The sequence below is a fragment of the Gryllotalpicola kribbensis genome (assembly GCF_039538245.1).
Lineage (GTDB): Bacteria > Actinomycetota > Actinomycetes > Actinomycetales > Microbacteriaceae > Gryllotalpicola > Gryllotalpicola kribbensis.
Genome location: NZ_BAABBX010000004.1, coordinates 16,595 through 29,339 on the forward strand (window position 1 = coordinate 16,595; position 12,745 = coordinate 29,339).

General features: G+C 69.1%; 17 protein-coding genes and 1 tRNA gene. 13 read left to right on the top strand and 5 right to left on the bottom strand.

All coding sequences use genetic code 11. The features are described from left to right. The first annotated feature begins 36 nt into the window (after positions 1-36). The 6 genes from ABD716_RS02525 (at position 37) to ABD716_RS02550 (ending at position 4,130) form a co-directional block, all read left to right on the top strand. Positions 37-531, top strand: a complete 495-nt coding sequence (locus ABD716_RS02525) for a universal stress protein (RefSeq protein ID WP_344773474.1) — start codon at positions 37-39, stop codon at positions 529-531. A gap of 126 nt (positions 532-657) precedes the next feature. After that, positions 658-1,776 carry a fatty acid desaturase family protein gene (locus ABD716_RS02530; protein ID WP_344773476.1) on the top strand — a complete coding sequence of 373 codons (1,119 nt, stop codon included), beginning with the start codon at positions 658-660 and terminating at the stop codon, positions 1,774-1,776. A 393-nt stretch (positions 1,777-2,169) separates the two neighbouring features. Continuing rightward, positions 2,170-2,379, top strand: coding sequence for a cold-shock protein (locus tag ABD716_RS02535; protein ID WP_344773738.1), 210 nt, complete (start codon positions 2,170-2,172; stop codon positions 2,377-2,379). 188 nt (positions 2,380-2,567) lie between these two features. Beyond that, the gene (locus tag ABD716_RS02540; protein ID WP_344773478.1) at positions 2,568-2,735 is read left to right on the top strand and encodes a hypothetical protein; all 168 of its coding nucleotides are present in this window, start codon (positions 2,568-2,570) and stop codon (positions 2,733-2,735) included. Next, positions 2,732-3,664: a helix-turn-helix transcriptional regulator gene (locus ABD716_RS02545; RefSeq protein ID WP_344773480.1), complete on the top strand. Its 933-nt coding sequence runs from the start codon at positions 2,732-2,734 to the stop codon at positions 3,662-3,664. Before ABD716_RS02540 ends, ABD716_RS02545 begins: the two co-directional genes overlap by 4 nt. 127 nt (positions 3,665-3,791) lie before the next feature. After that, on the top strand, positions 3,792-4,130 hold the full coding sequence (locus ABD716_RS02550) for a DUF7882 family protein (protein ID WP_344773482.1): 339 nt from the start codon (positions 3,792-3,794) through the stop codon (positions 4,128-4,130). Positions 4,131-4,160: 30 nt separating this feature from the next. On the opposite strand, the gene ABD716_RS02555 is transcribed toward ABD716_RS02550, so the two are convergent. Both ABD716_RS02555 and ABD716_RS02560 read right to left on the bottom strand, forming a co-directional pair. After that, complete coding sequence (locus ABD716_RS02555; RefSeq protein WP_344773484.1) at positions 4,161-4,493, bottom strand: peptidase; 333 nt, start codon at positions 4,491-4,493, stop codon at positions 4,161-4,163. Then, positions 4,490-5,785 (bottom strand): inorganic phosphate transporter, encoded by a 1,296-nt coding sequence (locus tag ABD716_RS02560; protein ID WP_344773486.1) that lies wholly within the window; start codon positions 5,783-5,785, stop codon positions 4,490-4,492. Before ABD716_RS02560 ends, ABD716_RS02555 begins: the two co-directional genes overlap by 4 nt. Before the next feature lie 174 nt (positions 5,786-5,959). On the opposite strand from ABD716_RS02560, the gene ABD716_RS02565 reads away from it, so the two are divergent. Next, positions 5,960-6,352: an arsenate reductase ArsC gene (locus tag ABD716_RS02565; RefSeq protein WP_344773488.1), complete on the top strand. Its 393-nt coding sequence runs from the start codon at positions 5,960-5,962 to the stop codon at positions 6,350-6,352. Between the two features lie 67 nt (positions 6,353-6,419). After that, a complete protein-coding gene (locus ABD716_RS02570; protein WP_344773490.1) occupies positions 6,420-7,358 on the top strand; it encodes an LLM class F420-dependent oxidoreductase in 939 nt (312 codons plus the stop codon). Positions 7,359-7,432: 74 nt separating this feature from the next. Here the strand turns inward: ABD716_RS02570 and ABD716_RS02575 are convergent, their stop codons facing one another. Together ABD716_RS02575 and ABD716_RS02580 are read right to left on the bottom strand one after the other, a co-directional pair. After that, positions 7,433-7,846 (bottom strand): hypothetical protein, encoded by a 414-nt coding sequence (locus ABD716_RS02575; RefSeq protein ID WP_344773492.1) that lies wholly within the window; start codon positions 7,844-7,846, stop codon positions 7,433-7,435. Positions 7,847-7,882: 36 nt separating this feature from the next. After that, the gene (locus ABD716_RS02580; protein WP_344773494.1) at positions 7,883-8,074 is read right to left on the bottom strand and encodes a hypothetical protein; all 192 of its coding nucleotides are present in this window, start codon (positions 8,072-8,074) and stop codon (positions 7,883-7,885) included. Positions 8,075-8,202: 128 nt separating this feature from the next. Here ABD716_RS02580 and ABD716_RS02585 point away from each other — a divergent pair, with 128 nt between their 5' ends. Then, positions 8,203-9,423 (top strand): acyl-CoA dehydrogenase family protein, encoded by a 1,221-nt coding sequence (locus ABD716_RS02585; protein ID WP_344773496.1) that lies wholly within the window; start codon positions 8,203-8,205, stop codon positions 9,421-9,423. Positions 9,424-9,469: 46 nt separating this feature from the next. Here the strand turns inward: ABD716_RS02585 and ABD716_RS02590 are convergent. Then, positions 9,470-9,542 (bottom strand) — tRNA-Ala (locus tag ABD716_RS02590). Between the two features lie 146 nt (positions 9,543-9,688). On the opposite strand from ABD716_RS02590, the gene ABD716_RS02595 reads away from it, so the two are divergent. From ABD716_RS02595 to ABD716_RS02610, 4 genes are all read left to right on the top strand, one after another. Beyond that, positions 9,689-10,282 (top strand): DoxX family protein, encoded by a 594-nt coding sequence (locus tag ABD716_RS02595; RefSeq protein ID WP_344773498.1) that lies wholly within the window; start codon positions 9,689-9,691, stop codon positions 10,280-10,282. 99 nt (positions 10,283-10,381) lie between these two features. Further along, entirely contained in the window at positions 10,382-10,801 is a 420-nt protein-coding gene (locus ABD716_RS02600; protein WP_344773500.1) for a hypothetical protein, read from the top strand. Between the two features lie 190 nt (positions 10,802-10,991). Then, the gene (locus ABD716_RS02605) at positions 10,992-11,822 is read left to right on the top strand and encodes an ABC transporter ATP-binding protein (RefSeq protein WP_425553373.1); all 831 of its coding nucleotides are present in this window, start codon (positions 10,992-10,994) and stop codon (positions 11,820-11,822) included. 13 nt (positions 11,823-11,835) lie between these two features. After that, positions 11,836-12,708, top strand: coding sequence for an ABC transporter permease (locus ABD716_RS02610; RefSeq protein ID WP_344773504.1), 873 nt, complete (start codon positions 11,836-11,838; stop codon positions 12,706-12,708). Positions 12,709-12,745 lie beyond the last annotated feature (37 nt).

Sequence of the window (12,745 nt, forward strand, 5' to 3'; positions counted from 1 at the left end):
ATGGCAACCACGCCAGGCAGGACAGGAAGGTAACCGATGAACGAGCACACCCCCGTGAACCGCGAACTGGTCGTCGGCATCGACGGCTCGGCAGCGGCCCTCGGAGCGCTGCGTGAGGGTCTGCGCCTGGCACAGGCGCTCGGCTGCACGGTGCGCGTGATCAGCGCCTGGTCGTGGCCCGTCGGGCAGGGCTTCGTGCCCGGCCCCCCGATCAACTGGAACCCCGAGGCCGACTCGCTCGAGATCCTCAGCGACGCGCTCGCGAAGGTCGAGGTCCCCAAGGGCGTCGAGGTGGTCACGCAGTCCGTCTACGGCGACGCCGCCGACATCCTGATCGAGGCGAGCCGCCACGCCGAGATGGTCGTGACCGGCAGCACCGGCGCCGGCATGGCGCGGGCACTGTTCCTCGGCTCGGTGAGCACCCGGGTCGCACAGCGCGCCGCGTGCCCGGTGCTCGTCTGGCGCCCGATGGCCTCGCCGCTCGAGAGGGTCACGCCTGACGAGGCCGGTGCCGAGCTGATGCTCGGCTAGCGGCTGCGGATTGCCAGGGGACTGCCGGTTTCGACCGGCAGTTCCTCTGTAGCGTTGCCCGCAACGATCGGCGGCTTGCCTTTTGTGTAGAAGGCTTTTCTGAGGCCGCGATCGAACGGGGGCCAGATGGCCACACCATTCACCACTGCCGAACTGCTCGAGGGGCGCCTGGGCGCGATCCGCACCACAACGCGGCGCGACGACGCTTTCGACGCGACCGCGTCGTACACGGCGGTCTCACGCGCCGTGAAGGCCGATGGGCTGCTGCGTCGGGCGCGGCTGTTCTACGCGCTCCTCGCACTCGGACTGCTCGTCGCGACCGCAGGCGACGTGGTGGGAATGGTATTGCTCGGCCACAGCTGGTTCCAGCTCATCCTGGCCGGCGTGCTCGGCCTGATCCTGACGCAGTTCGCGTTCCTCGCCCACGAGGCCGCGCACAAGCAGATCCTCGTCTCCGGCTCGGCCAACGACTGGGTCGGCCGCGTGCTCGGCACCTTCGTGATCGGCATGAGCTACGCCTGGTGGCAGAACAAGCACTCGCGCCACCACGCGAACCCGAACCAGCTCGGCAAGGACCCCGACATCGCGTTCGACACCATCTCGTTCACCGAAGAGGATGCCGCCCGCCAGACCGGCCTGCTCGCGTGGATCACGCGCCGCCAGGGCTACCTCTTCTTCCCCCTGCTGACGCTCGAGGGGCTGAACCTGCACTGGACGTCGTTCAAGCTGCTGGGGCGCCCCGAGCCGGTCAAGCACCGTGCGACCGAGATCGCGCTGATCGCCGCGCGCTTCGGGGTCTACCTCGGCCTGCTGTTCTGGTTCCTGCCGCCCGGCATCGCCGCCGCCTTCCTCGGCGTGCAGCTCGCCGTCTTCGGCATCTACATGGGGGCTTCGTTCGCACCGAATCACAAGGGAATGCCCATCATCCCGGCATCGGTGAAGCTCGACTTCTTCTCCAAGCAGGTGCGCACCTCGCGCAACGTGTCGGGCGGCTGGTGGGCGACGGCGCTGTTCGGCGGCCTCAACTACCAGGTCGAACACCACCTCTTCCCGAGCATGGCCCGCCCCCGACTGGCGGAAGCGCGTCTCATCGTGCGCGAGCACTGCGCTGCCAGCGGCATCCCGTACACTGAGACCACGCTGGCGCAGTCATACGCCATCGTGATCGCATATCTCAATAGGGTGGGGCTTCAGGCGCGCGATCCGTTCGCCTGCCCCGTCATCGCACAGTACCGGCGCGCATAGCGCCCCAGATCTTCCCGCGGCGCCCGACCAATGTCGGCCGGGCCGCGGCTCACGAAACGAAATCCGATTTACCTCTCTGCTTCACCGAACACCCTCGCCGCGGTTCACCCCGTCTGGCGGCAGGCCGACGACGACATCCACGTGGCGACGATCGCGGGCGAATTCGCCGGCTTCGTCGCCGCCTCGGCGAACGGCTTCGCGCTTCACGACGCACACGCAAGACCACGCGGGCTCTTCCCTACGCTCGCGCTCGCGTGCGAGGCTCTGAGCAGCGACGACTTCGACGTGGTGCACCTCGCCGTGCAGCACGTCCCCCCACGTCCGCGACGGCGCCGCCGCCGCGGAACGCCGGACCGCAACAGCCGTCCGGGAACACGAAAGAAAGACGACGATATGGCCACCGGCACCGTCAAATGGTTCAACTCGGAGAAGGGCTACGGCTTCATCTCCCCCGACGACGGCTCGGCCGACGTCTTCGCCCACTTCTCCGCCATCTCGGGCAGCGGCTTCCGCAACCTCGAAGAGGGTCAGAAGGTCGAATTCGACACCGAGCGCGGCCAGAAGGGCCCGCAGGCGGCGAACATTCGCCCCGCCCAGGCCTGAGCAGCCGTACCACGAAGTGACCGGCGGGTCTCCGCCGGTCACTTCGTCGTTCCGGCCGCACGCAGCCGTGCCGCCTCTATAGGGCCTACTCCCCGGAGAGGTCAAGGGAGTGTCCCGATCGCGGTTCTTCCGCGTACCGTCGAGGCCGACCCGGCACACCGATACATCAAGAACAGGGGGTCGCCGCCATGACCCAGCCAGACGCCACCTCCCCGGACGTCTGCCCCATCTGCGGAAGCATCCTGATCGATCGCGGCAACGCGCTCTACTGCGCGAGCTGCGATCTTTTCTATGAGGAAGACGACCACTCCGGCGGCGGCAGTGGTCAGGACGGCGGTTCGGAATCGCTCACGTGATCATCGACGAGTCGTTCCAGACGACCGACGTCGGCGAGGCCGAGCAGATCGCCCGCAGGGTGTACCCGCGCGCAGAGTTGCGCGAGCCTGCGACCGGCGACTTCGCCTACCAGCACTTCACGCGCGGTGAGAACGGGGTCAACTTCACCCGGTTCAAGATCAACTCCCGCATGGACATCGCGGTCGACTTCCACGACGTGGCCGCCTTCGGCCTGCGCCTCGCGGGCCGCTACGCCGTCGAGTCGAATCGCGACCAGATCGACTCGTCGCAGCCGTTCCTGTTCACGCCCGGGCCGGGAAGCTCCGGCTCAGAGGAACTCGACGTTCTGATGGTGAACATCGACACGGAGCACCTTGCGAAGGCGGCTGCCGCGCGGCAGGGCGTCGATGACGCGCGACTGGTTTTCGGTCGGCACGAGGCCGTCTCTCCCGTCATGCGCGCCCACTGGATGCGCACCGTCAACTACGCCTGGAACAGCGTGATCCAGGTCAGCGACGTCTTCCACAACGACGCCATTCGCGCGGCCACGTTCGAGACGGTCGTGACGGCCGCGCTCGCTGCGTTCCCGATCGATGTTGCGGCACGCGCGCGCACCTTCGACTTCGCGTCCTCGGCCGCCGTCCGGCGCGCGAAGGCCTTCATCGAGGACAACGCCGATCAGGCATTGACGGTGACGCAGGTCGCCGAAGCCGCGCGGATGTCCGTCCGAGCGCTGCAGCTCGGGTTCCAGCGCGAACTCGGCACCACGCCCATGGGCCACCTGCGCGACGTCCGGCTGGACGCGGCGCGCGCCGAGCTGCGCGCCGCCGACGAGGACACGCGCGTGGCCGACGTCGCCCGCCGCTGGGCGTTCGCCAACCTGGGCAGGTTCGCCGCGCAGTACCGCGCGCGCTTCGGCGAGAACCCCGGCGACACCCTGCGCCGCTGACGCGGGCGGCCACGTGCCCGTCCCCCGTCAGAGGGGCGGGTGCGCGCACCGGCCACGGGGTGCGCTTTCCGGACGATCGCGTCGCGCCGATTAGGCCGGGCCCACCGCGGCAGGTGAAGGTGTGGACGTGGCACGACTGATCTACGGCGCGAACGACGCATACGAATTCGACGAGCGCACCCTGGCCCATCTCAAGATCGCGATGACCGCGAAGCTGAGGGTGCGCGAGTCGTTCCTGTTGAACTGGGTGGTCCCCTCCGAGAAGGGGTCCGGGCGCATGAGCCTCTGGATCTCGCCCGAGGTGCCCCTGGTGTTCGTCTTCCACGGTTCGAAGCCGCCCCAGCTCAACAAGGTCTGGGTCGACGCGCTCGCGCGCTCAGCCCACGGCATCCGCGGCATGACCGTGATGCCCGAGGCGGAGGCGGAGAGCTATCTTCGAGCCGCCGGATCCCCCGCGGCGCCGTAACCGGCCACGCAGCCTGCCCGGGTTCGTGGGTCAGCCGTGGAAGTACGGCACGATGAGGTAGATGCCGAAGAGCACGACGATTCCCGAGAGTGAGAACAGCGCGTAGGCCGCGATCAGCGCGATGCGCTTCACGACCGGCGAATAGGGATTCCCCTTCCGCGCCTTCTTGACCTTCTTGGCCTCTCTCTTCATCTGCTTCGGCGAGAGCACCGTGATCGCCTCGTCGTAGGCGACGGGCGGCACGAACGGCGTGCGCCCCGCGACGGCGAGCAGCCGCAGCCCCAGGGCGTAGAGACTGACGACGACGGCGGCGCCGACCAGCGCGGCGATGAGCACCTCGACGAAGGCGAGCCAGTCGATCATCGGGGCTCCTCCCCCGCGCCGGGCGCCGCGTGCGGCGGCGGCTGGTCGCCGGAGCCGCTCGACTCGTGCGCGCGGTCGCGTTCGATCGATTCCTCGATGGCCGCCTCGAGCTCGGGCTCGAGGCGCGCGATGGCGATGGCGAGCGCCGCGGTCTCGGCGACCTCGGCCTCGGCGTGGGCCGGCGTGAGATGGTCGGCCATGACCCGGCGGCGCGCGTTGATGCGGAAGACGACGACGATCACGACGACCGCGGCGACGAGGTCGACGACGAGCCCCGCCGTGCCGAAGCGCGCGATCACCGCCGCCGCGCCGCCGACCACGGCGGCGACGGGCAGCGTGAACAGCCAGCCGAGCGCGATGCGGCCCGCGGTGCCCCAGCGCACGCTGGTGTCGCTGCGGCCGAGGCCCGAGCCGATCACCGACCCCGAGGCGACCTGCGTGGTCGAGAGCGCGAAGCCGAGGTGCGACGAGGCGAGGATCGTCGCGGCGGTGCTGGTCTCTGCCGCGAAGCCCTGCGCCGGCTTGACGTCGGTGAGGCCGGTGCCGAGCGTCTTGATGATGCGCCACCCGCCCGTGTAGGTGCCGGTCGCGATGGCGAGCGCGCACAGCAGGATGACCCACCACTCGGGCCCCGGGTGCGTGGCAGCCTGCAGATCGGCCGAGATGAGCAGAAGCGTGATGACGCCCATCGTCTTCTGCGCGTCGTTGGTGCCGTGCGAGAGCGCCACGAGCGACGACGAGAAGATCTGCGCGTAGCGGAAGCCGCTGCGGCCGTCGGGCAGCCCGTCGTTGCGGTGCGTGATGCGATAGGCGAGCCGCGTCGAGCAGTAGGCGACGAGGCCAGCGACGACGGGCGACAGCAGCGCGGGCAGAACGATCTTGCCGAGCAGCACGCTGTAGTCGATCGATCCGACATCCCACGTGCCGACGATCGTCGCGCCGATGAGCCCGCCGAAGAGCGCGTGGCTGGACGACGAGGGGATGCCCCAGAGCCAGGTCACGAGGTTCCAGGTGATCGCCCCGACCAGACCCGCGAGGACGAGCGGCGGGGTGATGGCGACCTGGCCCCCCTCGCCCTTGATCAGGCCGCCCGAGATCGTCTGCGCGACCTCCGTCGACAGGAACGCGCCGACCAGATTCAGCACCGCGGCGAGCGCGACCGCGGTGCGCGGCTTCAGCGCTCCCGTCGCGATGGGCGTCGCCATCGCGTTGGCCGTGTCGTGGAACCCGTTGGTGAAATCGAAGAAGAGTGCCAACGCGATCACCAGCACGACGATGAGCGTCAGATCCACGCGAAGGCTTTCACTCGCACCATGGAACGCTATCGCAGACCAGGCTGAGAACCGTCACCACACGTTCATCGCCCGTTCAATCGGCGGGCGCGGCCGCCGGGCGCTCGCCCAGCTATGGGCATGCGAAGCTACGTGTGACCGCCCCTCACTCCCACGGCCCGAGACGAGGCATCCATGACCCCCAGCGTGCTCTTCGTGTGCGTCCACAATGCCGGCCGATCGCAGATGGCGGCCGGATTCCTGCGCGAGCTCGCCGGAGAGCGGGTGCGCGTCTACTCGGCGGGCAGCGAGCCCGCCGACCGGCTGAACCCGGTCGCGATCGCGGCCATGGCCGAGCTCGGAATCGACATCTCGGCGAATGCGCCGCAGATCCTGACGACGGATGCCGTGAAGGAATCCGACGTCGTCATCACGATGGGGTGCGGCGACACCTGCCCCGTCTTCCCCGGCAAGCGCTATGAGGATTGGGACCTCGCCGACCCGGCGGGCCGGCCGATCGATGAGGTGCGGCCGATCCGCGACGAGATCAAACGGCGCGTCGAGGCGCTGCTCGACGAGCTCGCCTGAGCGGGCTGCACGCGAAGGCTGAGCGGAGAACTATCCGCTTCGCCCGAATCGGCGTAGCGTCGGAATCGTGACGATCTCACTCGGATACCAGATCCCCAACTTCACCTACCCCGGCGGTGTCGAGACGCTGTTCGACACCGTCCTCGCCCAGGCGCGAGAGGCCGAAGGCAGCGGCTTCGACACCGTCCTCGTGATGGACCACTTCTATCAGCTGCCCGGCATCGGAACGCCCGACCAGCCGATGATGGAGGCGTACTCCACGCTGGCCGCCCTCGCGGCATCCACCAGCACCATCCAGCTGTCCGCTCTCGTGACGGGCAACACCTACCGCAACCCCGCGATCCTCGCGAAGACCGTGAGCACGCTCGACGTGATCAGCCACGGGCGGGCGATCCTGGGGCTCGGCGCCGGGTGGTTCGAGCTCGAGCACGAGCAGCTCGGCATCGACTTCGACACCTTCACCGAGCGCTTCGAGAAGCTCGACGAGGCGCTGCAGATCATCCACCCGATGCTGCGCGACGAGCGGCCTGAGTTCACCGGCAAGTGGTACCGCGTGCACGGCGCGATGAACGTGCCGCGGTTCCGCGACAGCATCCCGATCATGCTCGGCGGGCAGGGCGAGCGGAAGACGTTCCGCCTCGCGGCGCGCTACGCCGACCATATGAACATCATCGCCCCGATCGAGGACCTCCCGCGCAAGGTGCAGGTGCTGCGCCAGCGCTGCGAAGAGATCGACCGCGACCCGGCGACCCTCAAGACCAGCTACCTCGCGAGCGTCGCGCTCGTCGAGTCTCAGGCCGAGGCCGACAAGATGCTCGCGGCCGTGCCAGAGGAGCGCCGCAACCGGGCGTTCGTCGGCACCGCCGACGTGATCGCCGAGCGCATCGCGAACGACATCCTGGGGGCCGGCGTCGAGGGCATCATCGTCAACGCGCCGGTGAACGGCCACGTCCCCGGCGTCGTAAGCGCCCTCGGGGCGGCGCTCGCACCGCTCGTCGCGCACTGAACAGGCGCCGGGGGCCGCGACCCGGACGGATCGCGGCCCCCGGCCCCGGCGCATGTCGAGCGCGGCCCGATGCGCTACCGCTTGCCCACGATCAGCCCGATGATGAATCCGATCACCGCGGCCACGCCGGCCACCAGCGCGACCGACTCGAGCGGGCGGTCCTGCACCGTGTTCACCGCGACGTCGCGCACCTCGCCCGCCGACCCGCTCGCCTGGCTCACGGTCTGCGAGAGATTGCGGCGCGCGTCGTCCACCGCACCGTTCACGGCGCGAGTCGCGGTGCTCGTCGCCGCCGAGGCCTTGTGCCGTGCGTCGTCCACCGTGCTGTGCACCGCCTCGGTGGCGGAATCCACGGCCTGCGACGCCGCCTCGAACGTCTTGGCGATCTTCTCGTCGGCGGCACCGGCCGCCTTGTCCACTGCCGCGTGCGCGTCGTCGCCGGCCGCGTTCAGGCCGTTCTGCGCCGCGTCGTCGTTCACTTGAGCCATATCAACCACTCCTCGTCTCGATGACCGGGTGCTGCACTACAGCGACTTGGCCGCCTTCTCCGCGCGCTTGACGGCCTGCTTACGGGCCTTCTTCACGCGGGGGTCGTTCCACAGGGCATCGATACCCGCCTGGATCTCGCGATAACGCCCGCGGCCGGCCTTGGCGCCGTAGGTGTACGCGATGAACGCGACGACGCTGAGCACGAGCAGGGTGAAGAACTTGCGCATGCGACTCCCTTTCCTTCCACCGGTGAGTCCGTGTGTTCTGTGCTCGGTACCCGCCCGGCGCGCGAACCATGCCGCCGCCCGTTCTGGGGGCGGTCGACAGGACGGCCGCAAACCCTATGGTTAGGCGGGTGACCGACCTTGATCTGATCGCCGACCCGTCGCTGAGCCTGCCCGCGGAGTGGGAGCACTGGCTGGGCGTCGCCGACGAGGTCGCTGACGAGCTGCGCTCCGACGCCGTCGAGCGCGAGGCCGCAGCCGACCTGCCGGAGGCCGAGGTCGAGCTGCTGCGCTCGCGCGGACTGCTCGGCATCGCGCTGCCGGCCGCCGCGGGCGGCGACGGGCTGCCCTTCGCGCTGGCCGCCCAGGTCACGCGCCGCATCGCCCGAGCGGACGCGAGCATCGCGCACATCCTGGGCTACCACTACGGCTGGACCCGCATCCTCGCCCACTACGACACCGAGACCACGCGGCGGATGCTGGCCGCGACCGCTGCGCAGAAGTGGCTGTGGGCGAGCCCGGGCACCGCGCGGCACACGGGCCCGATCCGCCTGCGGCGCGACGGTGACCGGATGATCCTCAACGGCGAGGTCGGCTTCGCCACCGGGGCGCCGGTCGCGCAGCGCCTCTTCACGCAGGTGATCGACGCCGAAAGCGGCCGGCTCAACGTCGTCGCCGTCGACCCCGCTGCGCAGGGCCTCACGATCGGCGGCGACTGGGACATGCTCGGCCAGCGACTCACCGCGAGCCGCTCGCTGAGCTTCGTCGACGTCGTCGTGCCCGCGCGCGAGCTCATCGCCGAGCTCGGCCCCGTCACCGAGTTGCAGGACCCGTTCGCGTCGGTCGCCGTGCTGAACTTCCAGCTCATGTTCGGCGTGATCCAGCTCGGCATCACTGAGGGCGCGCTGCTCGAAGCGCGAGCCTTCACGCGCGAGCGCTCGATGCCGTGGTCGCACGCCTCCGTCTCCGAAGCAGGCGAGGACCCCTTCATCCTGAACGGCTATGGCGAGTTCGTCGCCGCCGCCCAGTCCGCGGCCGCCGCGGTCGTGCGCGGCGAGCGCCGGCTGCAGTGGCTGCACGACCAGGGCACGGCCGTCACGGCCGAGGCGCGCGCGGCCGTCGCCGAGGCCATCGCGGGGGCCAAGATCACGGCGACCACCACCGCCCTCACCGTGACGAGCGGGATCTACGACCTGACGGGTGCGCGCTCGGCCGGAACGAAGTACGGCCTCGACCGCTTCTGGCGCAATGCGCGCACCCTGAGCCTGCACGACCCCATCGCCTACAAGCTGAACGAAGTGGGCCGCTACTTCCTGAACGGCGAGGCGCCGCGCCCCAGCATCTACCGCTGAACGCAGGATGCCCGGTCAGAACGCGTTCTGACCGGGCATCTTTTCGTGGACCCTAGGGGATTCGAACCCCTGACCTTCTCATTGCGAACGAGACGCGCTACCAACTGCGCCAAGGGCCCAAGTGCTCGAAAAGACTATCACGGCGAGCAGGGCGTTCCTGACCGCCCGCTCCCCCTGCGGGACTTACGACCCTATTGGCCGACCACGTCGAGAGTAGCTTTCGGTACGACATAGATACCAGGTCGATCGGGAAGAAGCCAGGATCATGAGCACCGCCACCGCCGCCCACCCCATGGGTGCCGCACCAACCGCCACCACGCGTCGCGCCAAGGTGCGCGACGAGGCCGACATCGTGACAAGCGCCTTCGGCCGCCGCTCGCTCGCCGTGCTGCGCCTCGCGACGGGCTTCATCTTCCTGTGGGCCTTCCTCGACAAGACGTTCGGCCTCGGATTCTCGACGCCCGTCGCACGAGCATGGATCAACGGCGGAGCGCCGAGCCAGGGATTCCTGAACAGCGACGCCGTCGTCGGCCCACTCAAGGGCACCTTCGCCGCCATCGCCAGCCCGGCGACCGACTGGCTGTTCATGATCGCGATGCTCGCCATCGGCGTCGCCGTGATGGCCGGCGTCGGCCTGCGCATCAGCGCGGTCGCCGGCACGGTCGTGCTGCTGCTGATGTACCTCGCCGAGTGGCCGTTCGGCGCGAACGCGGCATCCACCAACCCGCTCGTCGACTACCACATCATCTACGCCCTTGCGCTGATCGTCGTGGCTGCCGTCTCGGCCGGCGACACCTGGGGCCTCGGCCACCAGTGGAAGCGACTGCCTGTCGTGCAATCACAGCGCTGGCTCATCTGAACCGCAGCAGCCAAGGCCGGGAATGCGTGCAGCTTCCCGGCCTCTGCGCTGCCCACCAGTGAAACACGGGGGCAATCTGGGCTGCCTATGCTCACCAGCGTGCGCCTGACAGTCGTGGATGCGCCGAACGAGTGGAGCCGCTTCGCGGAGGGCTCCGTCGAGCGGCGCATGCTGTGTGCACTCAGCGACGAGCTCGGCACCGCACTGCGACCCAAAGCGCTGCTGCTCGAGAACCGCAGCCGCGTCGAGGTCGAGGGCATCGATGCCGAGGGGCGCATCGTGGTGCAGCTCGTGGCCAACCAGGGCGCCTACAAGCCGAGCTACCGCAACAAGGTCATGGCCGACCTCTTCAAGCTGCTCTGGCTGCGGGAAGGCGTGCCGAGCGCCGAGCGCGCCGTGCTCGTCGTGACCGAGGTCGTCGTGCAGGCCCTCGGCGGCTGGGTCGCGACCGCCGCAGCGGATCTCGGCGTCGAGGTGCGCGTCTTCGACGGCATCCGCACCGCTCCCTTGAGCAAGTGACGAACGTCCCGCAGCCGGCAGATGTAACACACACGCAACCGAGAGCATCGATTCCGCGAAACGTGGGCTGTTTACGATAGCGGCAAGACAAGCGGATTTCCGCGTGGCAGATCATCGCTCGCTACGCACGCTCTCCGCCATACGAGATCGGGCAGTTCTGTTCTGCCCGCCGCCGGTATGGAGGGTGTTCATCATGACGCAGGCAGTCGAGCTGGCTTCCGTTCGCAAGGTCTACGGGTTCGGCCCGTCGGCGATGGTCGCGCTCAACGATGTCGAGCTCACGATCGAGCCGGGGCGCTTCGTCAGCCTCATCGGTCCGAGCGGCTGCGGGAAGTCCACCCTGCTGCGTCTCGTCGCGGGGCTCGAGTCGGCCGATGCCGGCACGGTCAGCGTGCACGGCGTGACGCCTGAGGAGGCGTGCGCAGCCAAGCTCATCGGCCTGGTCCCGCAGTCGCCGGCACTGCTGCCCTGGCTGTCGGTGCTCAAGAACGTGACGCTGCCCCACAAGATCAACCGCGGCGCGGCCGGCCGCCGAGAGCGCATCGGCGCGCTGAGCGCACGCGATGAGAGCCGAGGCGCGCCCGACATGCTCGCGCTGCTCGACAAGGCGGGCCTCTCGGAAGCGGTCGACAAGCTGCCCTCGCAGCTCTCGGGCGGCATGCAGCAGCGCGCCGCCATCGTGCGCGCCTTCGGCCTGCAGCCCGATGTGCTGCTCATGGACGAGCCGTTCTCGGCACTCGACGAGTTCACCCGCGAGAGCCTGCAGGACCAGCTGCTCGACCTGTGGGACGAGCTCAAGACGACCGTGCTGTTCGTCACCCACTCCGTCTCAGAGGCCGTCCGGCTCTCCGACAGCGTTGTCGTGATGGCACCGCGGCCGGGCCGCATCGTCGACTGGATCGACATCGACCTGCCGCGGCCACGCAATCAGCGCCTCTTCGAGGACGCGCGCTTCCACGAATACGAGGACCGCATCAGGGACGCACTGCACAGCGCCTGGCGCTCGGCGGATGCCGCCTGAGGAGGAGACCCTGATGACCACCGTCGAAGAGACCACCGCCACCGCCGAGCGGCCCACCGCGACCGCCGCCGCCCAGCCACCGGTCGAGCCGAGCCGCTACAGCCTCAGGCATCCCCAGTCGCGCATCGCCTGGGTCAGGCCGGCGGTCTGGTTGCCGCTCGTCGTCATGCTCGCGGCCCTCGGCGCGCTCTGGCAGCTGGGCGCTGCCAAGCTGCCCTATCTGCTGCCGCCGCTGCCCGCCATCGGGCAGTCGCTCGGCCAGAACCTCGGCTACTACCTGCAGAACGCGATGATCACGCTCGGCGAGTCCGTGGCGGGCCTCGTCATCGGCTTCGTCGCCGCCTTCGTGCTCGCGGTGCTGATCAGCGAGCTGCCGATCGTGCGTCGCGCGGTCATGCCGATCGCGGTCGTGCTGAACGTCACGCCGCTGGTCGCGATCGCTCCGGCGCTTGTCGTCGCGTTCGGCTTCGGCCCGATGCCGAAGCTCGTGATCACGGCGCTGATCTGCTTCTTCCCGATTCTCATCAACACGACGACCGGCTTGCGTTCGGTGCCGCAGCAGGTGCTGCAGGTCTACAAGACGATGGATGCCTCGCGCATCGAGCTCCTCGTCCACCTGCGCATCCCGAACGCGCTTCCGTTCCTATTCGCGGCGCTGCGCATCGTCTTCCCGCTCTCCATCATCGGCGCCGTCGTGGCGGAGCTCTCGGCCTCCGGTGCGACGGGCGGTCTCGGGACCGTGATCAGCACCGCCTCGTCGATGAACCAGCTCGCGGTCGTGTACTCGGCGATCCTCATCCTCGCCGTGATGGGCGTGCTGCTGCTGCTCGTGATCACCGTCATCGAGCGCCGCGTCCTGCACTGGCACGAGAGCTCCACCGACTGATCCGACCCCGTCACGGCCGTCTCCTCCCCGCAACGGC

Excerpts from the sequence above, each read along its gene's own strand:
- ABD716_RS02525 (WP_344773474.1), top strand. The coding sequence starts at position 37 with ATGAACGAGCACACCCCCGTGAACCGCGAACTGGTCGTCGGCATCGAC.
- ABD716_RS02530 (WP_344773476.1), top strand. The coding sequence starts at position 658 with ATGGCCACACCATTCACCACTGCCGAACTGCTCGAGGGGCGCCTGGGC.
- ABD716_RS02535 (WP_344773738.1), top strand. The coding sequence starts at position 2,170 with ATGGCCACCGGCACCGTCAAATGGTTCAACTCGGAGAAGGGCTACGGC.
- ABD716_RS02540 (WP_344773478.1), top strand. The coding sequence starts at position 2,568 with ATGACCCAGCCAGACGCCACCTCCCCGGACGTCTGCCCCATCTGCGGA.
- ABD716_RS02555 (WP_344773484.1), bottom strand. The coding sequence starts at position 4,493 with ATGATCGACTGGCTCGCCTTCGTCGAGGTGCTCATCGCCGCGCTGGTC.
- ABD716_RS02565 (WP_344773488.1), top strand. The coding sequence starts at position 5,960 with ATGACCCCCAGCGTGCTCTTCGTGTGCGTCCACAATGCCGGCCGATCG.
- ABD716_RS02575 (WP_344773492.1), bottom strand. The coding sequence starts at position 7,846 with ATGGCTCAAGTGAACGACGACGCGGCGCAGAACGGCCTGAACGCGGCC.
- ABD716_RS02580 (WP_344773494.1), bottom strand. The coding sequence starts at position 8,074 with ATGCGCAAGTTCTTCACCCTGCTCGTGCTCAGCGTCGTCGCGTTCATC.
- ABD716_RS02595 (WP_344773498.1), top strand. The coding sequence starts at position 9,689 with ATGAGCACCGCCACCGCCGCCCACCCCATGGGTGCCGCACCAACCGCC.
- ABD716_RS02610 (WP_344773504.1), top strand. The coding sequence starts at position 11,836 with ATGACCACCGTCGAAGAGACCACCGCCACCGCCGAGCGGCCCACCGCG.